The sequence below is a fragment of the Microbacterium kunmingense genome (assembly GCF_023155745.1).
In the GTDB taxonomy this organism is placed as follows: Bacteria; Actinomycetota; Actinomycetes; order Actinomycetales; family Microbacteriaceae; genus Microbacterium; species Microbacterium kunmingense.
In genome coordinates this window covers 393,166-416,659 of record NZ_JAKNUS010000003.1, presented here as the reverse complement: position 1 = coordinate 416,659, position 23,494 = coordinate 393,166, and the positions used below count along the sequence as shown (strand labels likewise).

Genomic DNA, 23,494 nt, shown 5'->3' with positions numbered 1-23,494 from the left:
GACAGGCGCAGGCGCCTGACGTGCTTCCTCCCATCCGGACTCGCGAGGACCATCCCTCGCATCACCGTCGGTCCCGGAATTCCACCGGGTCAGGTCGGGCGTCACCCTTTCGGGGAGGACGCCGTCGCTCGCGGACTGTCACCGCCGGTTCGGATTCTCACCGACCCCGGAGCACGTTGCTGCTCACGAGTGTAGTCAACGCGGCATCGCCGAATTCATTCCCGCGCATGCGCGCGCGGACCGCCGCCGTCGCGGGGTGTCGCGGCGAGGTCGCGTGCGGTGGATTCGTCGAGGATGACGTCGGTGATGAGGCCCGCGCGCAGGGCGCCACGCAGGCTCGGCACCTTCGCGCGGCCGGCGACGATGCCGACCCGCCGCGGGGCGCGACGCAGCACCGAGAAATCGGGCCCCGTCGCACGTTCGTTCAGCGGGATGCCGTCGCTGGACCCGTCGGCGCGGTAGAACACGGTGGCCACGTCGCCGACGACGTGCTCGCGGCTGAGGGCCCGATAGTCCTCGGCATCCAAGTACCCGCCCTGATAGACGTGGCTCGGCACCTCGGCGAACGGCGATCCCACGCCGAAGACCGCCAGATCCAGGCTCGCCTGCATCTCCAGCACCCGCCTGATCGAGCGTTCGCGCCAGAAGGCGCGCTTGGTCTCCGGGTCGTCGAAGAACGCCGGCACGGGGAACTGATGCACCTGCGCGCCGAAGGCGTCGCCGAAGCGACTGAGCAGTTCGCTGGCGTACATGATGCCGGTGGTGCGCATGTTGCCGGCGCCGTTGAGCTGCACGACCTCGGTGTTGTGCGTCACGCGCCGCGGGAGGTGACGGCTGACCGCCCCGATCGTCGACCCCCAGGCGATCCCGACGCTCTGATTGGAATCGACCCAGCTGGCGAGGGTGCGGGCCGCCGAGAGGGCGACCCTGTCGAGCCGCTCCACATCGCTCGCGCGGTCGGGCACCGGCACGATGTGCGCGGTCACCCTGAAACGGTCGCGGATGTCGGCGGCCAACCGGGTGGGGCCCTCCAGCGGGGAGTGGATGACGATCTCGACCAGTCCGGTCTCGCGCGCCTGGCTCAGGAGACGAGAGACGGATGACCGCGAGGTGCGCAACTCCCGGGCGATGGCGTCCATCGTGAGGTCCTGCATGTAGTACAGCTGCGCCGCGCGCAGGGCGTCCCGGGTCCGCTCGGGGAGGACGGTCTCCGAGATGTCGGCCGATTTCGGCATCATCCTCTCCTTTGCACATATGTGCAAGATGATTGCACTGACGTTCGGGCGGGTTCAGGATGTATTCATCCAGATGATGCGGTGTCGCGCAAGGGGACGCCGCGAGAGGAGTCCCGATGAGCAGCCAGCCCGCTTCCTCAGAGCCCACGTCGCAGCGCGCCGAGGTGCGCGCGATCGCTGCGGACCCGACGGCCGATGTCGTCATCATCGGCGGAGGCATCAACGGCATCGCGACGTTCCGAGATCTGGCGTTGCAGGGCGTGAAGGTGATTCTCGTCGAGCGCGACGACTTCGTCTCGGGCGCCTCGAGCGCGTCGTCGCACATGATCCACGGCGGTATCCGCTACCTCGAGAACGGCGAGTTCCGCCTGGTGCGGGAGTCGGTCGTCGAGCGCAACGCCCTCATCAAGACCGCGCCGCACTATGTCCGCCCGCTCCCCACGACGGTGCCGATCTTCTCCACCTTCTCGGGTCTGTTCTCCGCGCCCCTGCGCTTCCTCACCCACAAGCAGGGCAAGCCCTCCGAGCGCGGTGCGCTGCTGATCAAGGTCGGCCTGACGATCTACGACTTCTTCTCGCGAGACGGCGGCGCCGTGCCGCGCCACCGCTTCTACGGACGCAAGCGCTCGCTCTCGGAGCTGCCCTCGCTCAACGGCGACGTGAAGTACACCGCCACCTACTTCGACGCCAGCATGCACGACCCCGAGCGGCTCGCCCTCGACGTGCTCTACGACGGGCTGGCCGCAGGCCCCCACGCCCGCGCGGCGAACTACCTCACGGCCGTCGGCATGTCGGCGTCCGGTCTGCGCGTGCGCGACGAGGTGACCGGGGAGGAGTTCGACCTCACGTCCGACGTCGTCGTCAACGCCTCCGGCCCCTGGACCGACCTGACCAACGAGTCACTCGGTCGCGACACCTCCTACATGGGGGGCACGAAGGGGTCGCACATCGTCCTGGACAACCCGGCGTTGCGCGAGGCGACCGGAGGCCGCGAGATCTTCTTCGAACACGAAGACGGCCGCATCGTGCTCATCTACCCGCTGAAGGGGCGCGTCATGGTGGGGACGACAGACATCGACCACGACATGCGCACGCCCGCGCTGTGCACCGACGAGGAGATCGACTACTTCTTCGACCTCATCAAGCACGTCTTCCCCGACATCCCCGTCGACCGCTCGGAGATCGTCTACCGATTCGCGGGCGTCCGCCCCCTCCCGCGCCACGACGACACCCAGCCCGGGTTCGTCTCGCGCGACTACCGCGTCGAGCAGGCCACGGCCGCCGGCCGTCCGCAGACGACGGTGCTCAGCCTCGTCGGCGGCAAGTGGACGACCTTCCGGGCTCTGGGCGAGCAGCTCTCCGATCGCGTCCTGGGCATTCTCGGACGTCGCCGGGTGCGCAGCACCGCAGGGCTCATGATCGGCGGCGCGGAGGGGTACCCCCGTACCCAGCGCGCCCGGGCGACCTGGGTCGAAAGCCACCGGGGTCACCTCGATGCGGCGCGCACCGATCAGCTGCTGGAGCGCTACGGCACCCGCGCCGCTGCCCTCATCGAGGCGCTGCCCGAGGACGACCGACCGCTGCGGACGCTGCCCGACTACAGCACCGGGGAGATCTCGTACCTCACGCGCACCGAGTACGTCGTCCACCTCATCGACGTGCTCCTGCGCCGCACGAGCGTCGCGTTCGTCGGGGCGGTCACCATGCCCGTCCTGCAGGAGCTCGCCGAGGTCGTCGGCGACACCCTCGGCTGGGATGCCGACCGACGCGCCGAAGAAGTCGCCGCCAGCGCCCGCTTCCTCGCGGAGCGGCATGGTGTCGATCTGACGCAGGACGCCGTACTCTCATGAACGTCATGACCGGCGCCTCGGCGCCGGTCATGTCGCCCCGGTCGCCGGGCGACGCGCTTCTCGGCGACCATCCCTGACGCGGCATTGGGGCCGCACGACGAAAGTAGGTCAATGTGGACAATCTGGGTATCGTCTTCACCTCGGAGGTGATCGGCACGATGCTGCTGACCCTCCTGGGCTGTGGCGTCGTCGCCAACGTCGCCCTGACGAAGACAAAGGGCTTTGCCGGCGGCTTCCTGCTGGTGAACTTCGGCTGGGGCCTTGCGGTCTTCGCCGGTGTCACCGTCGCCTACGTCTCCGGCGCTCACCTGAACCCCGCGGTGACGCTGGGGCTCGTCGCCAACGGCGCGACCGAGTTCGGCCAGGGCGTGCCGGTCGGACCCCTCTCGATCCTCGTGTACATCGGCGCGCAGATGATCGGCGCCTTCATCGGCGCCGTGCTGGCCTGGGCGGCGTACAAGAAGCACTTCGACGCCGAGGAGGACGCGGCCACCAAGCTCGGTGTCTTCTCCACGGGCCCTGCGATCCGCACCTACGGCTGGAACCTCGTCACCGAGATCATCGGCACCTTCGTCCTGGTCTTCGTCGTGATCGGCTTCGGCCGAAACGGCGACCCGTCAGGTCTCGCGGCCCTCGGAGCCCTTCCCGTCGCCCTGCTCGTCGTCGGCATCGGCGCCTCGCTCGGTGGCCCCACCGGATACGCGATCAACCCCGCGCGCGACCTCGGCCCCCGCATCGCCCACGCGATCCTGCCGATCAAGAACAAGGGCGGCAGCGACTGGAGCTACTCGTGGGTCCCGATCGTCGGACCGATCATCGGCGGTGTCCTCGCCGGCTTCGCCGCGATCCCGCTGATGCCGATCCTCGGCTGAGTCCCGGCATCCGCTGCCCGACGACGCAGCGTACCCGTCACCCGCAACACAGACGACACATCACCACGCCACACACAAGGGAGTATCAAGCATGGCCGACTACATCCTCGCGATCGACCAGGGCACCACGTCCACGCGCGCGATCATCTTCGACAAGTCCGGCAGCATCATCCAGAGCGGTCAGCTCGAGCACGAGCAGATCTTCCCGAGGGCCGGGTGGGTCGAGCACGACCCGATGGAGATCTGGCGGAACACCCGAGAGGTGATCGGTCAGGCACTGTCCAAGGCCGACCTGACCCGGCACGACATCGCGGCGATCGGTATCACCAACCAGCGTGAGACCGCCGTGGTCTGGGACAAGAACACCGGCGAGCCGGTCTACAACGCCATCGTCTGGCAGGACACCCGCACGCAGAGCATCGTCGACAAGCTGGCCGCCGACGGCGGCACCGAACGGTTCAAGTCGACGGTCGGTCTGCCGCTGGCGACCTACTTCTCGGGCACCAAGATCGTCTGGATCCTCGAGAACGTCGAGGGGGCGCGCGAGCGCGCCGAGCGCGGCGACCTGCTCTTCGGCACGACCGACACCTGGGTGCTGTGGAACCTCACCGGCGGAGTCGACGGCGGTGTGCACGCCACCGACGTCACCAACGCCTCGCGGACCCTGTTCATGGACCTCGAGACGTTGACCTGGCGCGAGGACATCCTCGACATCTTCGGTGTTCCGCTGTCGATGATGCCGGAGATCCGCAGCTCGTCCGAGGTCTACGGCCAGGCCGAGAGCTCGAGCCTGCTGCGCGAGACGCCGATCGCCGGCATCCTCGGCGACCAGCAGGCCGCGACCTTCGGGCAGGCGGCGTTCGAGCGTGGCGAGGCGAAGAACACCTACGGCACGGGCAACTTCATCATCTTCAACACCGACACCGAGATCGTCCACTCGCAGAACGGTCTGCTGACCACCCTGGGGTACAAGCTCGGCGACGAGCCCGCCCACTACGCCCTGGAGGGCTCGATCGCCGTCACCGGGTCGCTCGTGCAGTGGCTCCGCGACAACCTCGGCATCATCTCCTCCGCCCCGGAGGTCGAGACCCTCGCCGCCAGCGTGGAAGACAACGGCGGGGCGTACTTCGTGCCCGCGTTCTCGGGTCTGTTCGCCCCCTACTGGCGCTCCGACGCCCGGGGTGCACTCGTCGGTCTCACCCGCTATGTCAACAAGGGCCACATCGCCCGCGCGGTGCTGGAGGCCACGGCCTTCCAGACCCGCGAGGTCATCGACGCGGTCAACGCCGACTCGGGTGTGCCGCTGACGGAGCTCAAGGTCGACGGCGGCATGATCGCCAACGACCTGCTGATGCAGTTCCAGGCCGACATCCTCGGGGTTCCCGTGGTGCGGCCGGTCGTCGCCGAGACCACGGCGCTGGGCGCCGCCTACGCCGCCGGTCTCGCGGTCGGCTTCTGGTCGGGCCTGGACGACCTGTCCAAGAACTGGCAGGAGGACCGGCGTTGGGAGCCGAAGATGGAGGAGGCCGAGCGCGAGCGTCTGCTGCGCAACTGGAAGAAGGCCGTCACCAAGACCTTCGACTGGGTCGACGAAGACGTGTCGTGACTCTCGTGTGAACGACGGGGAGGTCGCTTCGGCGGCCTCCCCGCTGTCGTTCCGGCCCGCGTTACCCCGCCGGCGTCACTTCAGCAGGCGCGACAAGCGGCGGTCGGCGAGGATCTTCCCACCGGTCTGGCACGTGGGGCAGTACTCGAGGGAGTTGTCGGCGAAGAAGACGCTGCGCACCTCGTCACCGCAGACCGGACACGATTCGCCTCGGCGGCCGTGCACCCGCATCCCGCGACGCTTGGCGTCCTTCAGATCTGCGGGTGGTTTTCCGGATGCCGCGGCCAACGCCTCGGCGAGAGTGTCGGTCATCGCCCGGTACAGCCGATCGATCTCCGCGTCGTCGAGGCCCGCCGCGAGGGCGTAGGGCGACATCTTCGCGGCGTGGAGGATCTCGTCGGAGTAGGCGTTCCCGACACCCGCGATGATCGACTGATCGCGCAGCACCCCCTTGATCTGGGTTCTGCGTCCCGCCAGGAGCGACGCGAACGCGTCCCGGTCGAAGGCCGGGTCGAGAGGATCGGGGCCGAGCCGGGCGATGCCGGGAACCTCGTCCGGGTCGCGGACGACCGAGACGGCGAGCGACTTCTTCGTGCCCGCCTCCGTCAGGTCGAAGCCCGAGCCGTCGTCGAAGCCGACACGCAGCGCGATCGGGGTCTTGCCGGGGCGGATGAGCGTCGACGGCAGCGCGTCGTACCACCGCAGCCAGCCCGCCTTGGCGAGGTGGAAGACGAGGTGCGGCGCGGAAGAGCCCTCCGCCGTGCCGGCGGTGGCGATGTCGAGGAACTTCCCGTGTCGCTCGACGCCGGTCACGGTCGCGCCGACGAGAGCGGTGATCGGCGGGTCGTAGGTCTTCAGCGCGGCGATGTTCGCCACGGTGGCGCGTGTGACGGTGCGGTCGGTCAGGCGGCCGCGGAGGAACTCGACGAGTCCCTGCACCTCGGGCATCTCCGGCATCCCCTCATCCTGGCACGCGGGACGCCGACGAGGTCAGGGGGTGAGAACAGGCCAGGGAACCGGCGTGCGGTCGTCGGAGCGGAGGATGCCGGCGACCCAGCCGTCATCCCGCCCGCCTGGTCCGACGAGCGCCTGGCGGAGCAGCCCCTCGTAGCGGAACCCCACCGCGCGGGCTGCGGCGGCCGACCCGACGTTGCCGGCGACGGCCCGCCATTCGACGCGCACGAGGTCCAGGCCCTGCGGGGCGAAGGCGAAGTCGAGCACCGCCGTCGCGGCCTCGGACAGCAGGCCCTTGCCGCGGAACGGCGCCGCCATCCAGTAGCCGATCTCGCCGCATCCCTCCGTCGCCCCCAGGCGGTGCATGCCGATCATCCCGGCCAAGGCCCCGTCGTGCCGGATCGCCCAGTTCGTCGAGACGCCCTCCGCCCACTGCCGGGGGACGAGGTCGATGAACTTCTCGGCGTGTTCGCGGACGTACGGCCGGGGCACGGTGGTGAACCGCTGGATGTCGGGGTCCTGGCACGCGTGGAACACCGCGTCGGTGTCGGCCCGATTCGGCAGCGACAGCACCAGTCGGCGGGTGCGGAGGATGGCGGGCTGCATGTCGACACCCTACGGCGCGGCGGGCGCCGAGCGGGGCGGGGCGGGGCGGGGCGGGTCCACTCGGCGGCGCGCCCGACCCGGGTGCTCGATCCGGGTGGCGGATGTGGTCGCCCGGCGGCGCCGGATGCGACCGTTTTCGCCACCTCGATCCTGGACGCCGGATCCGGGTGGCGGATGTGGTCGCCCGGAGGCGCCGGATGCGACCGTTTTCGCCACCTCGATCCTGGACGCCGGATCCGGGTGGCGGATGTGGTCGCCCAAAGGCGCCGGATGCGACCGTTTTCGCCACCTCGATCCCGGACGCCCGATCCGGGTGGCGGATGTGGTCGCCCGGCGGCACCGGATGCGACCATTTTCGCCACCTCGATCCCGGACGCCGGATCCGGGTGGCGGATGTGGTCGCCCAAAGGCGCCGGATGCGACCATTTTCGCCACCTCGATCCCGGACGCCCGATCCGGGTGGCAGATGTGGTCGCCCGGCGGCACCGGATGCGACCATTTTCGCCACCTCGATCCCGGACGCCCGATCCGGGTGGCGGATGTGGTCGCCCCCCGGCGTGAAACGCGACCACCTTCGCCACCTCGATTCCGCAGCGGCAGCGGCCGGGGAACGGCGCCTGCGGCGCGCGTCAGGCGCGGCGGAGCAGCCCCACGCTGTCGTACACCTTCGCCAGCGTCTCGTCGGCGACCTCGGCGGCGCGTGCCGCGTTGATCGCCAGCACCCGGTCGAGTTCGGCCGGGTCGCCGAGCAGATCCATCGCCCGCGCGCGCACCGGCTCGAACTCGGCCATCACTACGTCAGCGAGGCCCTTCTTGAAGTCGCCGTACCCGCGCCCGGCGTACTCGTCCTCGATGGAGGCGATCTGACGACCCGTCAGCGCGGCGTAGATCACCAGCAGGTTCGACACCCCGGGCTTGTTCTCCCGGTCGTAGCGCACCGCCCCTTCGGAATCGGTGACGGCCCGCATGATCTTCTTCGCACTCGCCGCCGGGTCGTCCAGCAGCCACAGTACGCCCGCCTCGGACTCCGCCGACTTCGACATCTTCGCCAGCGGGTTCTGCAGGTCGTAGATGCGCGCGGTCTCCTGCTGGATGACCGGCATCGGCACGCGGAAAGCCTCGCCGTAGCGGCCGTTGAAGCGTTCGGCGAGGTCGCGGGTGAGCTCGACGTGCTGCTTCTGGTCGTCCCCGACCGGCACGATGTCGGTCTGGTAGAGCAGGATGTCGGCGGCCATCAGCACCGGATACGTGAAAAGACCGACGGATGTCGCGTCCGACCCGTACCGCTGCGACTTGTCCTTGAACTGGGTCATGCGCCCGGCCTCACCGAATCCGGTGATGGTCGACAGGATCCACGCCAGCTCGGCGTGGGCGGGGACGTGCGACTGCACGTACAGCGTGGACTTCGAGGGCTCGATGCCCGCGGCGATGTACTGGGCCGCGGTGCGGCGGGTCTTCTCACGGAGCTCGGCCGGATCGTTCGGCTGCGTCAGCGCATGCAGATCGACCACGGAGAAGAAGGCGTCGTAGGTCTCCTGCAGGTCTCGCCACTGCATGAGCGCCCCGATGTAGTTGCCGATCTGGAGGGAGTCGGCCGAGGGCTGCATGCCGGAGTAGAGACGCGCTTTCTTCACCCGTCAATCCTAGGCGGCCGCATCACCCGCCGTCGGCGAACGGCGAGACCGGGACGGGAGGCGCCGCCCCGACGAACGCGACGATCTGGTGACCGCCGGGGTTCGTCTGCACCGGAACCTGTTCCCAGTTGTTCATGACCCACACATTCCCCGACGGGTCCACCGCGATCCCGGTGCTGCGGGTGAGCCCGTCGAAGGCGTAGCCGGTGTCATCCGGCGAGATCCCATCGCCCGTGTCGAGGCCGCGCGGGCAGACAGACGGGTCGGCGCCGCAGATGGCCGACACGCGCTGCCCGTCGAAGTTGGCCACCCACACGTTACCGACGCCGTCCACGGCGAGCCCCCAGGGCAGCACCACCCCGCCGCCCGTGAACGGCCCGGTCGTCGACGAGCCGTCGGGCGAGATCATCGTGACCGACGGCACACCGCGGCCCTCCTCGACGCGGTCGGGACAGGGAAGGGTGATGCCCCCGGAGTTGGCCACCCAGACGTTCCCCTCCGCGTCGACGCCGAGGCCCATCGGGCGGTCGAACGCACCCGTTAGGGGCGACCCGTCGATCGGTGTGCCGTCGTGGTCGACGACCGCGACGGCGCTGTTGACCATGGCGCTGACGAACATCAGCCGGCCGTTGTCGACGACGGTGAAGGGCTGCTCGAGCCCGAGGGTTCCGAGGTTCCGCGCCTGCTCGGGATCGCCGTCCGGGTACACCGCGACCGTGTCGTTGCCGCAGTTGGCGATCCAGACATCGCCGTTGCGAGCCACCTCGATCCCCTGCGGCCAGCTGAGGTCGCCCTGGGTGAAACCCGTGTCGGGCGAGAGGAAGTCGCCGTCGTCGAAGAGGGTCATGCTGTTGTGCAGCGGCTGCTGGTCGGCGGGACACCCCGGCTCGGGCGCCGCGAAGCCGTAGTTGCTCAGCCACAGCCGTCCCTCGGCGTCGAAGTCGATGCCGAACCCCGATCCGCTCAGCCCGCCGCCGCTGTAGGTTCCCACCAGCTCGCCGTTCGGTGCGAACTCGAACATCTCGTCGCTGCCGCACACGGGCACCGACGGATCGGCGCCGTACTCGTAGTTGTTGTTGATCCAGATGTGGCCCCGCGGGTCGATCGCGAAGTTGCCCGGCCCGTCGAGCGACTGCCCATCCCCGTCGAAGCGCAACGCGAGCGTCCACGCCGCCGGCGCATCCGACAGCCCGGGCTCGGCACCGGCGGCCTGCTGGGCGAGTTCGAACAGTGCTTCCGGCTCCGCCGAGGGGTCGCGCGCGATGGCGGCGAATGCCCCGGCGGCCGAGGTGACGGGCGATGCGCCCGAGGCCGTCTCGAAGAGCGACACGCAGGCCGACTCGTCCTCGAGGCAGACCGACAGCATCGCGCTGAGCGACGTGAACGCAGCGAGGGTGGAGGTCTCCGAGCCGTTCGGCGAGGTCGTGAGAACTTCGCCGTAGTCGCCGGTGGCGAAGTCGGCGAGGTTCGCCGCCATGGCCGCGGCGTTGCCGACGGCGAGGGCGTCGCCCGTGGGCAGGGCATCGCCGAAGAACTGCGCAAGCCCGTATCCGGTGGCAACCGTGGTCCGCTCGTTCAGCGTCACCGACTCCTGATCGCCGGTGACGACGCTCGCCAGCAGCGCCGCCTCGCCATCGGCGGGGCGGGCATCAACGACGAGGGGGCCGGCGGTCTCGGCGGGGAGGTCGAGCGAGAAGTCGCCGTCCCCGTCCGCGGTCGCGGTGGCGACCTCACGCGGCGCGTCGCCGGTCACTAGCCACGCGGTCACCTCCCAGCCGTCGACGCCGACGCCGTCGGCGACCGGCGCGATGGATCCGCTCAGCGCCGAGGTGTCCGCGGGCGGTGCCCCGGTGCATCCGGATGCCACGACGGCCACGACACCCGCGACCACCGCGAAGGAAAGGATGTGTCGGCGCCGCACCATCGAACCCCCGATCGTCAGCCGCAGTCTAGCGACGGGCGGCCGCCGGGGCCGCCTACGTTCCGAGCCCCAGGGCGTAGTCGGCGACGACGGGGGCGTGGTCGCTCCACCGGGTGTCCCAGGACGGGGCGCGCACGACCTGGTAGCCGCTCACCCGCTCCGCGAGCGCGGGGGTCGCCAGGTGGTAGTCGATGCGCCACCCCGAGTCGTTGTCGAACGCGCGTCCGCGCATCGACCACCACGTGTACGGGCCGTCGACCTCGCCGGCTGCGCGGCGGCCGACGTCCACCCATCCGAGCCCCGTGCCGACGGATCCGTCGTTCGCGGTGACCTGCTCGCCGGCGGGACCGGTGAATCGGTCGAAGTACGCCCGCTCCCGGGGCAGGAACCCGGCCTTCTTGACATTTCCCTTCCAGTTCCGGATGTCGAGGGGGCGGTGTCCGACATTCAGGTCGCCCATGATGAGGCTGAGGGGAGAGGATGCGGCGAGCTGCGGCATCCGCTCTTCCATGGCGTCGAGGAACGCCCATTTGGCGTCTTGACGCGGGGTGTCGGCCTCGCCGGTGTGCACGTAGGCGCTCACGACGGTGAGGCGCTCGCCGTCGATGTCGAGGTCTGCTTCGATCCAGCGCCCCGCCCATTCGGTGCGGTCGTCGTCGGGACCGAGACCGCGGCGCACGTCGACGGCGGGAGCCTTCGTCGCGATGGCGACGCCCGCCCGGCCCTTGGCGAGGGCCTCCTCGTTCACGATCTCCCAGCCGGGGAGGGCGGCGGCGAGCTCGACTGCCGTCGCCCGCACCTCCTGGAGGGCGAGGACGTCGACGTCGGCATCGGCCAACCACTCGATCATCCCCTTCCGGACGGCGGCACGGATGCCGTTGACGTTGACGGTGGCGATGCGAACCCGGCGAGACACGCCCGCCAGCCTAATCGGCGCCTCCGACATCGGGCCCGGGCCGGCGCGGGTCACTCCAGCAGCAGAGATCGCTTCGGGGGTGGGGGAGGAGAGGACTCCAGCGCCGTGAGATCCTCCTCGGCCCGGCGGAGCGCGCGCGTCGCGTTCCACCGGCGGAACCACGGGGCCGTGGCGACCTCGGCCCGCGCGTCGCGCACCCGGACGCGGGCGGCGACGACGAGCGCCTCCCACTCGCGCTGACGCCGCTCCTCCTCGCTGAGCTCGGCGAGGGCGACGTTGCGATCGGCGGCGGCCACCGCGATCCACGCCCCCGCGACGAGGATGACGATGCTGTTCAGCCGGAACCACAGGAGGAACCCGATGAACACCGTGAAGGTCGTCAGCAACGGGTTGGACGGGGTGTAGCGCAGGAGCAGCCCCGCCCCCACCTGGAGCACGACGATCGCGGCGCCGCCGAGCATCGCGCCCGGCCAGATGCGCCGCCAACCGAGGGCGGCACCGGTGAGGAAGCGGATCAGCGCGGCGAGGGCGGCGGCGTTGATCGCGAACGAGACGCTCAGCGACAGCAGTCGCGTGAGGAGGTCGGTGACGAGACTCAGTGCGGCGAGCCCGAGCAGGTCGAACACCCCCTCCAGCGCCCATACGGCGAAACCGCTCAGCGTCGCCCCGATGAGCAGGGCGATGCCGAACACGAACGCCGCGATGAAGTCGCGGGCCTTCAGAAGGACATACGGACGGCGGTCGAAGGGAAGCCCGAAGATGTCGCGCACCGCGCGACGGGTGAACGTGATGAACCCGATCGCCGTCCAGATGACCACCACCAGCGCGATCGCACCGGTGATCCCCAGCGCGCCGGCCGACTGGTTCGCGACCTCGCTCACCTGCTCGGGGGTGACCAGCCCGTTCTCGCTGATGAGGTTCGGGATGTATTCGTTGATGATCTCGATGACGCGCTGGATGGCCGCGTTCGAGGCGCCGAGCCAGAGCCCGACGATGGCGAAGGCGAAGTAGATCACGCCGAAGATCGCGAACAGGGACTGGTAGCTCACTCCGGCGGCCAGGAGAAACCCGTTGTGCTGCAGGAAGTGACGCCACACCCGCACCGGGAACCACGCCAGGGTCCGCCGCGTGAGGGCCGTCGCACGCGTGATCGGCACATCGAAACGTTCGCGCAGCCGGTCCTCGGTCTGCGCCCATCGCTGAGCCGCCGCCGAGGTGCGCGACGCCGAGGAGTCGGAGTCGGTGCGCGCCGCGTCATCCGTCCCGTTGGTCACAGGCCCACTGTATCGAGGGTCCGGCGACCGCCTTCGAGCGGGATCGTCAGCGTCCGCGCAGGACCGCGTGCTTCACCGTTCTCACGCGCGAAGCAGTGCCTGCTTCACCGTGCTCACGCGCGAAGCAGTGCCTGCTTCACTTCTGCAATGGCCTTGGTGACCTCGATGCCACGGGGGCACGCCTCGGTGCAGTTGAAGGTGGTGCGGCAGCGCCACACGCCCTCCTTGTCGTTGAGGATGTCCAGGCGCACGTCGCCGGCGTCGTCGCGCGAGTCGAAGATGAAGCGGTGCGCGTTGACGATCGCGGCGGGGCCGAAGTACTGCCCGTCGGTCCAGAACACAGGGCACGACGAGGTGCACGCGGCGCACAGGATGCACTTGGTGGTGTCGTCGAAGATCTCGCGGTTCGCGATGGACTGGATGCGCTCCTTGCCCGGCTCGGGCGTGGAGTTCGCGATGAGGAACGGCTTGATCTCGCGGTAGGAGGCGAAGAACGGCTCCATGTCGACGACGAGGTCCTTCTCCAGCGGCAGACCCTTGATGGCCTCGACGTAGATGGGCTGCGAGATGTCGAGGTCTTTGATGAGGGTCTTGCAGGCGAGACGGTTGCGGCCGTTGATGCGCATCGCATCCGACCCGCAGATGCCGTGCGCACAGGAGCGGCGGAAGGTCAGGGTGCCGTCGACCTCCCACTTGATCTTGTGCAGCGCGTCGAGCACGCGGTCGGTGGAGTACAGCTCCACGTCGTAGTCGACCCAGCGCGGCTCGTCGTCGACCTCGGGGTCGAAGCGGCGGATGTTGAAGGTGACCAGGAACGACTGGATGCCGGTGTCTTCCGGCGCCTGCTCGACGCGGTCTTCACCGTCCGCGACGCGATCGCCCGCGGCGTCCGTCCGAGTGTCGAGAACCGTCGACATCAGTACTTCCTCTCCATCGGCTGGTAGCGGGTGATCACCACGGGCTTCCAGTCGAGCGTGATGTGGTCATCGGCGTGGGACGAGGTGGGGTCGCCCGTGAGGTACGCCATCGTGTGCTGCATGTAGTTCTCGTCGTCGCGCGTGGGGAAGTCGTCGCGCATGTGGCCGCCGCGGCTCTCCTTGCGGTTGCGGGCGGTGACGACGACCACCTCGGCGATGTCGAGGAGGAATCCGAGCTCGACCGCCTCGAGCAGATCGGTGTTGAACCGCTTGCCCTTGTCGTCGACGTGGATGTTCTTGTAGCGCTCGCGAAGGTCGGCGATGACGTCGAGGACGTGACCCAGCGACTCCTCGGTGCGGAACACCTGGGCGCCCTTGTCCATCTCCTCCTGCAGCTTCTTTCGCAGCACCGAGATGCGCTCGGTGCCGGGGTTGTTGCGCAGGCCCTCGATCATCTCGCGGACGGCCCGCGCCGGGTCGTCGGGGAGGGGCACGAAGTCGGCCGTCTGAACGTACTCGACCGCGTAGCGGCCCGCGCGCTTGCCGAAGACGTTGATGTCGAGGAGCGAGTTCGTCCCGAGGCGGTTCGAGCCGTGCACCGACACGCACGCGCATTCGCCCGCGGCGTAGAGGCCCGGGACGACCGTGTCGTTGTCGGCGAGCACCTCGGCCCTGATATTGGTGGGGATGCCACCCATGGCGTAGTGCGCCGTCGGCATCACCGGCACCGGCTCGACGACCGGGTCGACACCGAGGTAGGTGCGGGCGAACTCGGTGATGTCGGGGAGCTTGGTCTCCAGCACCTCGGCGCCCAGGTGCGTGCAGTCCAGCAGCACGTAGTCGCGGTGCGGCCCCGCGCCGCGGCCCTCGGCGACCTCCTGCTGCATGCAGCGGCTGACGATGTCGCGGGGCGCCAGGTCTTTGATCGTGGGCGCGTAGCGTTCCATGAAGCGCTCACCGCTGACGTTGCGGAGGATCGCGCCCTCACCGCGCGCGCCCTCGGTGAGGAGGATGCCGAGACCGGCGAGGCCGGTCGGGTGGAACTGGAAGAACTCCATGTCCTCCAGCGGAAGGCCCTTGCGCCACACGATGCCGACGCCGTCGCCGGTGAGGGTGTGGGCGTTCGAGGTCGTCTTGTAGATCTTGCCGAAGCCGCCGGTGGCGAAGACGACCGCCTTGGAGTGGAACACGTGCAGCTCGCCGGTCGCGAGGTCGTAGGCGACCACTCCCGCGGTCTGGACGTTGCCGTCGGCGTCCTTGACCGTGATGAGGTCGAGCACGTAGAACTCGTTGAAGAAGTTGATGCCGAGCTTGACGCAGTTCTGGAAGAGCGTCTGCAGGATCATGTGGCCGGTGCGGTCGGCGGCGTAGCATGCCCGCCGCACCGGCGTCTTGCCGTGGTCGGCGGTGTGCCCGCCGAAGCGACGCTGGTCGATCTTGCCGTCGGGCGTGCGGTTGAAGGGCAGGCCCATGTTCTCGAGGTCGATGACGGCGTCGATGGCCTCCTTCGCGAGGATCTCCGCGGCATCCTGGTCGACGAGGTAGTCGCCGCCCTTGACGGTGTCGAAGGTGTGCCACTCCCAGGAGTCCTCCTCGACGTTGGCGAGGGCCGCCGCCATGCCGCCCTGCGCGGCACCGGTGTGCGAGCGCGTGGGGTAGAGCTTGGAGATGACCGCCGTCTTCGCGCCCGGGCCCGCCTCGATCGCGGCCCGCATGCCGGCGCCGCCGGCGCCGACGATGACGATGTCGAACTGGTGGTAGTGGACGCCGTCGCGAACGACGCTGTCGGAGGTTTGCGTGCTCACTGGAGGATGTCTTCCGTTCTGGTGAGGGGGCCGTGAACCGCGGCGCCGGTCAGGCGCACAGCTCCTGCAGCCAGTCGGCGCTGGTGCTGCTCAGGCCCAGGCACGGGTCGAAGGTGAACACCACGAGGGTGCCGAGGAGAATGAGGAAGGCCGCGGAGGCCCACAGGCCGTAGACCAGGACCTTCCGGGTGGTCTCGTTCGCGACGTAGTCGTTGACGATCGTGCGCATGCCGTTCGTGCCGTGGATCAGTGCGAGCCAGAGCATCGCGACATCCCACCACTGCCAGAACGGGGTGGCGAACTTGCCGGCGACGAAGGCGAAGTCGATGCCGCGGATGCCCTCGCCGACCATCAGGTTGACGAAGAGGTGCCCGAAGATCAGCACGATCAGCAGCACGCCGGAGGCGCGCATGTAGATCCAGCCCCACTTCTCGAGGTTGCCGCGGCGGCGCTGGGTGGTGGAGCGGGGGCTCCGGGGTGCGGCGAGCAGGTCGGCGGTCATCAGTTCCCTCCCAGCTCGGCGAAGACGTTGATCAGGTGGCGCGGGGTGAAGGCGAGCATCGTGACGACCCAGAGCCCGAGCACGCCCCACCACAGCTGCCGCTGGTGACGGGTGGCCCAGCTCCAGAAGTCCACGAGGATGATGCGCAGTCCGTTGTACGCGTGGTAGGCGATGGCGCCCACCAGGGCCACCTCGCCGACGCCCATGACGGGGTTCTTGTAGGTGCCGATGACCGCGTCGTAGGCCTCGGGCGAGACGCGGATGAGCGCGGTGTCGAGGATGTGCACGAGGAGGAAGAAGAAGATCGCCACACCGGTGATGCGGTGCAGGACCCACGACCACATCCCCTCGCGGCCGCGGTAGAGCGTTCCGCGGGGCACGGTCGAGGTGGTCTCCGAGACCGTCGGCGTGACGCGTGCTGGTGCTGACACGGTCGTCCTCCCTGAGTCGAACACGGTGCGGGGCAGGCATTGCCCCTTCGCGGGACGCGGGGCCCTCACGGCGTCACACGGGCGCACGGCAATCCTATGGCGGGAGGTCTTCCGGCAGCGATGAGGCCAACCTAACTGTCTCGATATCGAGAAAATCGGATGCCGCGTGGGCGGCCTTCCGGCCGGCTCGGCGTCGTGGGTGGGACATCGTCGGAAACACGGGCCGGTTACCCTGTCGCCATGCCTGAACCCATCGCCGACTTCTACGCGGTCATCCCCGCCGGCGGCATCGGCAGCCGGCTCTGGCCGCTGTCACGAGCCGACGCCCCCAAGTTCCTCCACGATCTCACCGGGTCGGGGCAGACGCTGCTGCGCGACACCTGGGACCGCCTCGAGGCGCTGAGCGGACGCGACCGCATCGCCGTCGTCACCGGTCGCGCCCACCGCGCGGCCGTGGAGCGGGAGCTGCCGGGCATCCCCGACAAGAACGTCTTCCTCGAGTCCGAGCCCCGCGACTCCGCTGCCGCGATCGGCCTCGCCGCCGCCATCCTGGTCCGCCGCGAGCCCGACGTGATCATCGGGTCGTTCGCCGCCGACCACGTCATCCGCGGTACCCGCACCTTCGAGTTCGCGGTGCAGCAGGCTGTCGCCGTGGCCCGCGCCGGATACATCTGCACGATCGGCATCCAGCCCACCGAGCCGTCGGTGGGCTTCGGCTACATCCGCAAGGACGGCGAGCTCGACGTCGACGGCGCCCCTGAGGCCGCGGTGGTCGAGCGGTTCGTGGAGAAGCCCGACCTCGAGACCGCCCGCGCCTACTACTCCGACCGTGCCTACCTCTGGAATGCGGGGATGTTCATCACGCGTGCCGACGTGCTCCTGGCCGAGCTCGCCGCGAACGAACCCGAGCTCCACGCGGGACTGCTCGAGCTCGCCGAGGCGTGGGACGACCGCGACCGGCGCGGCCCGGTGGTCGACCGGGTCTGGCCGACCCTGAAGAAGATCGCCATCGACTACGCCGTCGCGGAGCCGGCCGCCGACAAGGGGCGTCTCGCTGTCATCCCGGGACACTTCGACTGGGACGACGTGGGCGATTTCGCGAGCCTGGCCAAGCTCAACAGTCACGGCGGCAAGAACGAGCTGGCGATCCTCGGCGGCACCGCACGCGTGCTCGCCGATGCCTCGAGCGGGATCGTCGTGTCGCAGACCAACCGCGTGATCAGCTTGATCGGCGTGCAGGACATCGTCGTCGTCGACACCGACGACGCGCTGCTGGTGACCACCAGCGAGAACGCCCAGCGGGTGAAGGGCGTCGTGGATGCCCTGAAGCTCACCGGCCGGGGCGACGTCCTCTAGCCCGCAGGCGCGCCGGGGCGGGTCGTCGCGGGGCGCCGGGGCGCGGCATCCGCCCGTTTGGTCACGCGCGTATTGCGTCTTTGTAACCTTTCGGTACCCCGGGCTCAGCACGTCTACCAGCGCGTTGTCACAGTAGGTAACTTTGTGCAGTCCCCGTGAAGGACGCGGGGCATCGATGTGGAGGCTGAGTTGACCATCTCACGCACCAAGAAGCTCGCTGGCGCTGCCGCCGCCGCGGGCCTGCTCGTGGCCCTGGCGGGCTGCGGCGCCGCACCCGAAGCAGCGCCGTCCGGCGACGCATCCGACGGGGGCGAGGCGACGTCCGACTTCAAGGCCTGCATGGTCTCCGACGCCGGCGGGTTCGACGACAAGTCGTTCAACCAGCTGGGTCTCGAGGGCCTGACCGCCGCCTCAGAGGAGCTCGGCTTCGAGGTCGCGACGACCGAGTCGCAGTCCGAGAGCGACTACGCCGCGAACCTCGACAACCTCGCAGCCGAGGGCTGCAACTTCATCGTGTCGGTGGGCTTCCTGCTCTCGGCGCCCACCGTCGAGGCGGCCCTGGCCAACCCCGACATCGAGTACGCGATCATCGACGACTACGCCGATAACGACTTCGACGGCGAGACCGACGCCCCGAACATCAAGCCGCTCGTCTTCGACACCGCCCAGGCCGCGTTCCTGGCCGGCTACGCCTCGGCGTCGTACAGCGAGTCCGGGATCGTCGGCACCTTCGGTGGCGCCAAGATCCCGCCCGTCACCATCTTCATGGACGGCTTCCAGATGGGCGTGGAGTACTGGAACGAGCAGAAGGGCGAGGACGTCCAGGTCGTCGGCTGGGACATGGAGACCCAGGAGGGCCAGTTCACCGAGGAGTTCCTCGCGAACGACACCGCCAAGCAGGTCGCCCAGGGCCTCATCGACCAGGGTGCGGACGTGCTCCTGCCGGTCGGTGGCCCGATCTACCAGTCCGCCGCTGAGGCGATCCGCGACTCGGGCGGCAACATCGCGCTGCTCGGTGTCGACGCCGACGTGTACGAGACCGACCCGAGCGTCGCCGACCTGCTGCTGGTCTCGGTGCTCAAGGGCATGGATGTCGCGGTGAGCGAGGCCGCGACCGAGGCGGCGAACGACGCGTTCGACCCGACCCCGTTCATCGGCACGCTCGAGAACGACGGTGTCGGCATCTCCTCGTTCCACGACTTCGAGTCGCTCGTCGACCCGGCGCTCGCGGACGAGCTGGAGGAGATCCGCGCCGGCATCATCGACGGGTCGATCGACGCCCGTTCGCCGGCATCGCCGTAACACCTCTTTCGATACACACCGGGCGGCCGGACAGATGCGTGCATCTGTCCGGCCGCCTCACGACTCGATTAGATTGGCGGCTATGACCCTCGAACTTCGGGGCATCACCAAGCGGTTCGGCGCCCTCGTGGCGAACGACCACATCGACCTGGTGGTCAAGCCCGGAGAGATCCATTGCCTGCTCGGCGAGAACGGCGCCGGCAAGTCGACTCTCATGAACGTCCTCTACGGCCTCTACACCGCCGATGAAGGTGAGATCCTCCTCGACGACGAGGTGCAGAGCTTCACCGGGCCCGGTGACGCGATGGCCGCCGGTATCGGCATGGTGCACCAGCACTTCATGCTCATCCCCGTCTTCACCGTCGCCGAGAACGTCATGCTCGGCCATGAGGACACCCGGTTCGCCGGAGCCCTCGACCTCGACAAGGCCCGCGCCCACGTCCGCGAAGTGGCGGCACGGTTCGGCTTCCAGATCGACCCCGACGCCCTCGTCGGCGACCTCCCCGTGGGCGCGCAGCAGCGGGTGGAGATCATCAAGGCCCTCTCCCGCGACGCCAAGGTGCTCGTCTTCGACGAGCCGACGGCGGTTCTGACCCCGCAGGAGACCGACGAGCTCATGGCCATCATGCGGCAGCTGCGCGACGACGGCACGGCGATCGTCTTCATCACCCACAAGCTGCGCGAGGTCCGCGAGGTCGCGGACCGCATCACCGTCATGCGTTTGGGCAAGATCGTGGGGGAGGCCGAGCCCACCGCCACCAACGCCGACCTCGCGAACCTGATGGTCGGCCGCGCCGTCGAGCTCACCGTCCGGAAGGAGCCGGCCACCCCGGCCCCCGGAGGTCTCGTCGTGGAGAATCTCCGCGTGCTCGACGACCACGACCAGATCGTCGTCGACGACGTCAGCTTCGAGGTGCGTCCGGGTGAGATCCTCGCGATCGCCGGGGTGCAGGGCAACGGCCAGACCGAGCTCACCGAGGCGATCATCGGACTGCAGCGCAAGGTGACCGGGTCGATCCGCCTCGACGACACCGAGCTGACCGGCAAGTCGGTGAAGCAGATCATCGACCAGGGCGTCGGATTCGTGCCCGAGGACCGCAAGGTGGAGGGCCTGGTCGGGGAGTTCAGCGTCGCCGACAATCTCATCCTCAACCGCTCCAGCGGAGCGCCCTTCTTCTCCGCGGCGACCCTCCGGCGGGGCGTCCTGCGCGCGTTCGCCGAGGAGCGCATCGCGGAGTTCGACATCCGCACGCAGGGTCCGGACCTCGCCGCCGGGCGACTGTCGGGCGGCAACCAGCAGAAGGTGGTGCTCGCCCGTGAGCTCAGCCGGGAGCTGAACCTGTTCGTGGCGTCCCAGCCGACGCGCGGCATCGACGTCGGATCGATCGAATTCGTCCACAAGCGCATCGTCGCCACCCGAGACGCAGGAGTGCCCGTGATCGTGGTCTCCACCGAACTCGACGAGGTGTCGGCCCTGGCCGACCGCATCGCGGTGATGTACCGCGGCAAGATCGTCGGCATCGTGCCCGGCGACGCGCCGCGCGAGACCCTCGGCCTGATGATGGCGGGCGAGCTGCCCGCCGAAGCCGTTTCCGCGCAGGGGGTGTCGGCATGAGCGGGCTTCCCCCCGAGGGAACGAACCTCGGACCCGGCGTCGACCCCGGGATCACGCGCAGTGCGCACGGCGAGCCGGCCGTTCAGACGCCGGTCGCCGACATCCCGCCCCCACCTCGCCAGAACCAGATCATCCGCGAGATCCTCCGCAGCAATGCGGTGGCCACCGTCCTCGCGATCGTGCTGGCGATGCTCATCGGCGGGGTGCTGGTGGCCTTCACCAACCCCGAGGTGCAGCGGACATCCGGCTACTTCTTCGCGCGTCCGCAGGACACCCTGGTGGCGATCTGGGACGCGGTCTCGGGTGCGTACGCCGCCCTGTTCCGCGGCGCGATCTGGAACTACGAGGCCGAGACGTTCGTCCGCGCGATCAAGCCGATCACCGACACCCTGAACTTCGCCACGCCCCTGATCGCCGCGGGCCTGGGCGTGGGCCTGGCGTTCCGCGTCGGCCTGTTCAACATCGGCGCCCGCGGCCAGATGCTCATCGGCGTGACGACCGCCGCGTTCGTCGCGACAGGGTTCAGCGCCCCGCTGTTCATCCACCTGCCGCTGACGATCGCCGCCGGCATCGTGGGGGGCATGATCTGGGGCGGCCTGGTGGGTCTTCTGAAGGCGCGCACCGGGGCCAACGAGGTGATCCTCACGATCATGCTCAACTTCGTGGCGTTCTATTTCCTCTCCTGGCTCCTGAACACGCCGGGTCTCCTGCAGCGTCCCGGCGGCTCGCAGCCGATCTCCTCACCCACGCCCGCCTCGGCGCAGTTCCCCAGCCTCTTCGGGGCGCCGTTGACGGTCAACTGGGGGTTCATCGTCGCCATCGCCGCCACCGTGTTCGTCTGGTGGCTCGTGGAGCGGTCGAGCCTCGGATTCAGGATGCGCGCGGTCGGAGAGAACCCCTTCGCCGCCCGCGCCGCGGGCATCAACGTCGAGCGCATTATCATCTACGCGATGGCCTTCGCCGGCGGTCTTGCCGGGCTGGCGGGCGTCAACCAGATCTCGGGGACGATCACCAGCGGCTTCGGCAACGGCATCGACGCCGGGATCGGCTTCGACGCGATCACCGTCGCGCTGCTGGGTCGCAGCAAGGCGTGGGGCGTCTTCGCCGCCGGCATCCTGTTCGGAGCCTTGAAGGCCGGCAGCTTCACCATGCAGGTGTCCGAGGGGATCCCCGTCGACATCGTCGTGGTGGTCCAGGCGCTCATCGTGCTCTTCATCGCCGCACCGCCGCTGGTGAGGACGATCTTCTTCCTCCCGAAGGACCCGGGCGAGCTCTCTGCCGGGCGTCGCGCGCGGCGCGCCGCGAAGGCTGCGAAGAACCCGACCGCCCCCGCACGCAAGGAGGAGGTGAGCGCATGAGCACCACGACCGTGAACCCCGCGCACGCCGAGGCCGATGAGGTCATCACCCGCCAGACCGTGCGTCAGCGGCGCTGGAAGCTGGCGATCTCGTTCGTCGTCGGCACCGTCCTCATCGCCCTCATGGCGTTCGCCTTCCCGCGCGACGGGATCAGCACCTACCGCCTCGGCGACCGCACCTCGACGGTGGACCTCGGCGACATCGGTCTTCCGACCTTCGCCACGGTCGCGGTGTGCGTCGTGCTGCTGGTAATCATGACCGCCTACGCGGTGTGGGCGGCCTACACCTACCGGCGCCCGGGGCTGTGGCTCCCGATCGTCTTCGCGTTCGTGGCGGTGTTCGCCTTCCTCACCTGGTCGGCCGCCGACGGCCTGGTCCCCGTGACGGGTCTGCTGTTCGGCGCGGTCTCGCTGTCGGTGCCGCTGGTCTTCGGCGCGCTCGGCGGCGTCATCGGCGAGCGCGCGGGCGTGGTCAACGTCGCCATCGAGGCGCAGTTCCTCTTCGCGGCGTTCTCGTCGGCGATCGTCGCCTCGATCACCGGCTCGTTCCTCCTCGGGCTCGTCGCGGCGATGCTCGCGGGAGCGCTCGTGGCCTCGGTCCTGGCGGCGTTCTCCATCAAGTACCTGGTGGACCAGGTGATCGTCGGTGTGGTGCTCAACGTCCTCATCACCGGCCTCACGAGCTTCCTCCACGGGGCGCTCCTGACCCCCAACTCCGAGGCGCTGAACTCCCCGCCGCGCTTCCCGCGGTGGGCGATCCCGTTCCTCTCCGACATCCCCGTCATCGGGCCCGTCGTGTTCAACCAGACGCTGATCGTCTACATCATGTACGTCGCCGTCCCGCTCGTGGCGTGGGGTCTGTACAAGACGCGCTGGGGCCTGCGCCTCCGCGCGGTCGGCGAGCATCCGCAGGCCGCCGACACTGTCGGCATCCGAGTGAACCCGACCCGGTTCTGGAACGTCCTCCTCGCCGGCGCCGTCGCCGGCATCGGCGGCGCGTACTTCACGCTCGGCTCGGTGGGATCGTTCGACAAGGAGATGACCGGAGGCCTCGGCTTCATCGCCCTGGCGGCGGTGATCTTCGGCGGCTGGGATCCGGTGAAAGCGTCGCTGGCGGCGCTGCTGTTCGGGTTCGCCACGAACCTGCGGACGCTCCTGACCAACCTGGGATCGCCGATCCCATCGGAATTCATGGCGATGCTGCCGTACGTCGTGACGGTCCTGGCGGTGGTCGGCTTCGCCGGCCAGGTGCGCGGACCGGCGGCGGCGGGCAAGCCGTACATCAAGGGGTGAGTGTGGCACGACGATCCGGACGCGGCTGGGACGCGTCATCCGACGATC

Annotated in this window: 19 protein-coding genes and 1 riboswitch; of the genes, 8 read left to right on the top strand and 11 right to left on the bottom strand. The window is 69.2% G+C overall.

What is annotated here, in order from left to right:
* Positions 1-16: 16 nt before the first annotated feature.
* A riboswitch (FMN riboswitch) is annotated at positions 17-179 on the bottom strand.
* Between the two features lie 36 nt (positions 180-215).
* Positions 216-1,235, bottom strand: a complete 1,020-nt coding sequence (locus MA875_RS06895) for a sugar-binding transcriptional regulator (RefSeq protein WP_248241324.1) — start codon at positions 1,233-1,235, stop codon at positions 216-218.
* Positions 1,236-1,351: 116 nt separating this feature from the next.
* On the opposite strand from MA875_RS06895, the gene MA875_RS06890 reads away from it, so the two are divergent.
* The 3 genes from MA875_RS06890 to glpK all read left to right on the top strand — a co-directional run bounded on the left by MA875_RS06890 (position 1,352) and on the right by glpK (position 5,563).
* On the top strand, positions 1,352-3,085 hold the full coding sequence (locus tag MA875_RS06890) for a glycerol-3-phosphate dehydrogenase/oxidase (protein WP_248241322.1): 1,734 nt from the start codon (positions 1,352-1,354) through the stop codon (positions 3,083-3,085).
* Between the two features lie 113 nt (positions 3,086-3,198).
* Positions 3,199-3,957 (top strand): MIP/aquaporin family protein, encoded by a 759-nt coding sequence (locus MA875_RS06885; protein ID WP_308221506.1) that lies wholly within the window; start codon positions 3,199-3,201, stop codon positions 3,955-3,957.
* Positions 3,958-4,048: 91 nt separating this feature from the next.
* Positions 4,049-5,563 carry a glycerol kinase GlpK gene (gene glpK, locus MA875_RS06880; protein WP_248241319.1) on the top strand — a complete coding sequence of 505 codons (1,515 nt, stop codon included), beginning with the start codon at positions 4,049-4,051 and terminating at the stop codon, positions 5,561-5,563.
* 75 nt (positions 5,564-5,638) lie between these two features.
* On the opposite strand, the gene MA875_RS06875 is transcribed toward glpK, so the two are convergent.
* From MA875_RS06875 to sdhC, 10 genes are all read right to left on the bottom strand, one after another.
* On the bottom strand, positions 5,639-6,520 hold the full coding sequence (locus MA875_RS06875; protein WP_248241317.1) for an Fpg/Nei family DNA glycosylase: 882 nt from the start codon (positions 6,518-6,520) through the stop codon (positions 5,639-5,641).
* A 33-nt stretch (positions 6,521-6,553) separates the two neighbouring features.
* Positions 6,554-7,123: a GNAT family N-acetyltransferase gene (locus MA875_RS06870; protein WP_248241316.1), complete on the bottom strand. Its 570-nt coding sequence runs from the start codon at positions 7,121-7,123 to the stop codon at positions 6,554-6,556.
* 629 nt (positions 7,124-7,752) lie between these two features.
* Positions 7,753-8,757, bottom strand: coding sequence for a tryptophan--tRNA ligase (gene trpS / locus MA875_RS06865; protein WP_308221505.1), 1,005 nt, complete (start codon positions 8,755-8,757; stop codon positions 7,753-7,755).
* Positions 8,758-8,779: 22 nt separating this feature from the next.
* Positions 8,780-10,678, bottom strand: coding sequence for an NHL repeat-containing protein (locus tag MA875_RS06860; protein WP_248241315.1), 1,899 nt, complete (start codon positions 10,676-10,678; stop codon positions 8,780-8,782).
* 55 nt (positions 10,679-10,733) lie between these two features.
* Positions 10,734-11,594, bottom strand: coding sequence for an exodeoxyribonuclease III (locus MA875_RS06855; protein ID WP_248241313.1), 861 nt, complete (start codon positions 11,592-11,594; stop codon positions 10,734-10,736).
* Positions 11,595-11,644: 50 nt separating this feature from the next.
* Positions 11,645-12,868, bottom strand: a complete 1,224-nt coding sequence (locus tag MA875_RS06850) for a YihY/virulence factor BrkB family protein (RefSeq protein WP_248241311.1) — start codon at positions 12,866-12,868, stop codon at positions 11,645-11,647.
* Between the two features lie 113 nt (positions 12,869-12,981).
* Positions 12,982-13,785, bottom strand: coding sequence for a succinate dehydrogenase iron-sulfur subunit (locus MA875_RS06845; protein WP_248241309.1), 804 nt, complete (start codon positions 13,783-13,785; stop codon positions 12,982-12,984).
* On the bottom strand, positions 13,785-15,590 hold the full coding sequence (gene sdhA / locus MA875_RS06840; RefSeq protein ID WP_248241307.1) for a succinate dehydrogenase flavoprotein subunit: 1,806 nt from the start codon (positions 15,588-15,590) through the stop codon (positions 13,785-13,787). Before sdhA ends, MA875_RS06845 begins: the two co-directional genes overlap by 1 nt.
* A 49-nt stretch (positions 15,591-15,639) precedes the next feature.
* Complete coding sequence (locus MA875_RS06835; protein ID WP_248241305.1) at positions 15,640-16,092, bottom strand: succinate dehydrogenase hydrophobic membrane anchor subunit; 453 nt, start codon at positions 16,090-16,092, stop codon at positions 15,640-15,642.
* Positions 16,092-16,523: a succinate dehydrogenase, cytochrome b556 subunit gene (gene sdhC / locus MA875_RS06830; RefSeq protein WP_141937552.1), complete on the bottom strand. Its 432-nt coding sequence runs from the start codon at positions 16,521-16,523 to the stop codon at positions 16,092-16,094. Before sdhC ends, MA875_RS06835 begins: the two co-directional genes overlap by 1 nt.
* A 240-nt stretch (positions 16,524-16,763) precedes the next feature.
* Here sdhC and MA875_RS06825 point away from each other — a divergent pair, with 240 nt between their 5' ends.
* From MA875_RS06825 to MA875_RS06805, 5 genes are all read left to right on the top strand, one after another.
* Positions 16,764-17,879, top strand: coding sequence for a mannose-1-phosphate guanylyltransferase (locus tag MA875_RS06825; protein ID WP_248241304.1), 1,116 nt, complete (start codon positions 16,764-16,766; stop codon positions 17,877-17,879).
* A 189-nt stretch (positions 17,880-18,068) separates the two neighbouring features.
* Positions 18,069-19,181, top strand: a complete 1,113-nt coding sequence (locus MA875_RS06820) for a BMP family lipoprotein (protein ID WP_248241301.1) — start codon at positions 18,069-18,071, stop codon at positions 19,179-19,181.
* An 82-nt stretch (positions 19,182-19,263) separates the two neighbouring features.
* Positions 19,264-20,796: an ABC transporter ATP-binding protein gene (locus MA875_RS06815; protein ID WP_248241298.1), complete on the top strand. Its 1,533-nt coding sequence runs from the start codon at positions 19,264-19,266 to the stop codon at positions 20,794-20,796.
* Complete coding sequence (locus MA875_RS06810) at positions 20,793-22,154, top strand: ABC transporter permease (protein WP_248241297.1); 1,362 nt, start codon at positions 20,793-20,795, stop codon at positions 22,152-22,154. The genes MA875_RS06815 and MA875_RS06810 overlap by 4 nt, the downstream gene beginning before the upstream one ends.
* Positions 22,151-23,446 (top strand): ABC transporter permease, encoded by a 1,296-nt coding sequence (locus tag MA875_RS06805; protein ID WP_248241295.1) that lies wholly within the window; start codon positions 22,151-22,153, stop codon positions 23,444-23,446. The genes MA875_RS06810 and MA875_RS06805 overlap by 4 nt, the downstream gene beginning before the upstream one ends.
* Positions 23,447-23,494 lie beyond the last annotated feature (48 nt).

Excerpts from the sequence above, each read along its gene's own strand:
- MA875_RS06890 (WP_248241322.1), top strand. The coding sequence starts at position 1,352 with ATGAGCAGCCAGCCCGCTTCCTCAGAGCCCACGTCGCAGCGCGCCGAG.
- MA875_RS06845 (WP_248241309.1), bottom strand. The coding sequence starts at position 13,785 with ATGTCGACGGTTCTCGACACTCGGACGGACGCCGCGGGCGATCGCGTC.
- MA875_RS06815 (WP_248241298.1), top strand. The coding sequence starts at position 19,264 with ATGACCCTCGAACTTCGGGGCATCACCAAGCGGTTCGGCGCCCTCGTG.
- MA875_RS06805 (WP_248241295.1), top strand. The coding sequence starts at position 22,151 with ATGAGCACCACGACCGTGAACCCCGCGCACGCCGAGGCCGATGAGGTC.
- MA875_RS06875 (WP_248241317.1), bottom strand. The coding sequence starts at position 6,520 with ATGCCGGAGATGCCCGAGGTGCAGGGACTCGTCGAGTTCCTCCGCGGC.
- glpK (WP_248241319.1), top strand. The coding sequence starts at position 4,049 with ATGGCCGACTACATCCTCGCGATCGACCAGGGCACCACGTCCACGCGC.
- MA875_RS06870 (WP_248241316.1), bottom strand. The coding sequence starts at position 7,123 with ATGCAGCCCGCCATCCTCCGCACCCGCCGACTGGTGCTGTCGCTGCCG.
- MA875_RS06895 (WP_248241324.1), bottom strand. The coding sequence starts at position 1,235 with ATGCCGAAATCGGCCGACATCTCGGAGACCGTCCTCCCCGAGCGGACC.
- MA875_RS06835 (WP_248241305.1), bottom strand. The coding sequence starts at position 16,092 with ATGACCGCCGACCTGCTCGCCGCACCCCGGAGCCCCCGCTCCACCACC.
- MA875_RS06810 (WP_248241297.1), top strand. The coding sequence starts at position 20,793 with ATGAGCGGGCTTCCCCCCGAGGGAACGAACCTCGGACCCGGCGTCGAC.
- MA875_RS06825 (WP_248241304.1), top strand. The coding sequence starts at position 16,764 with ATGCCTGAACCCATCGCCGACTTCTACGCGGTCATCCCCGCCGGCGGC.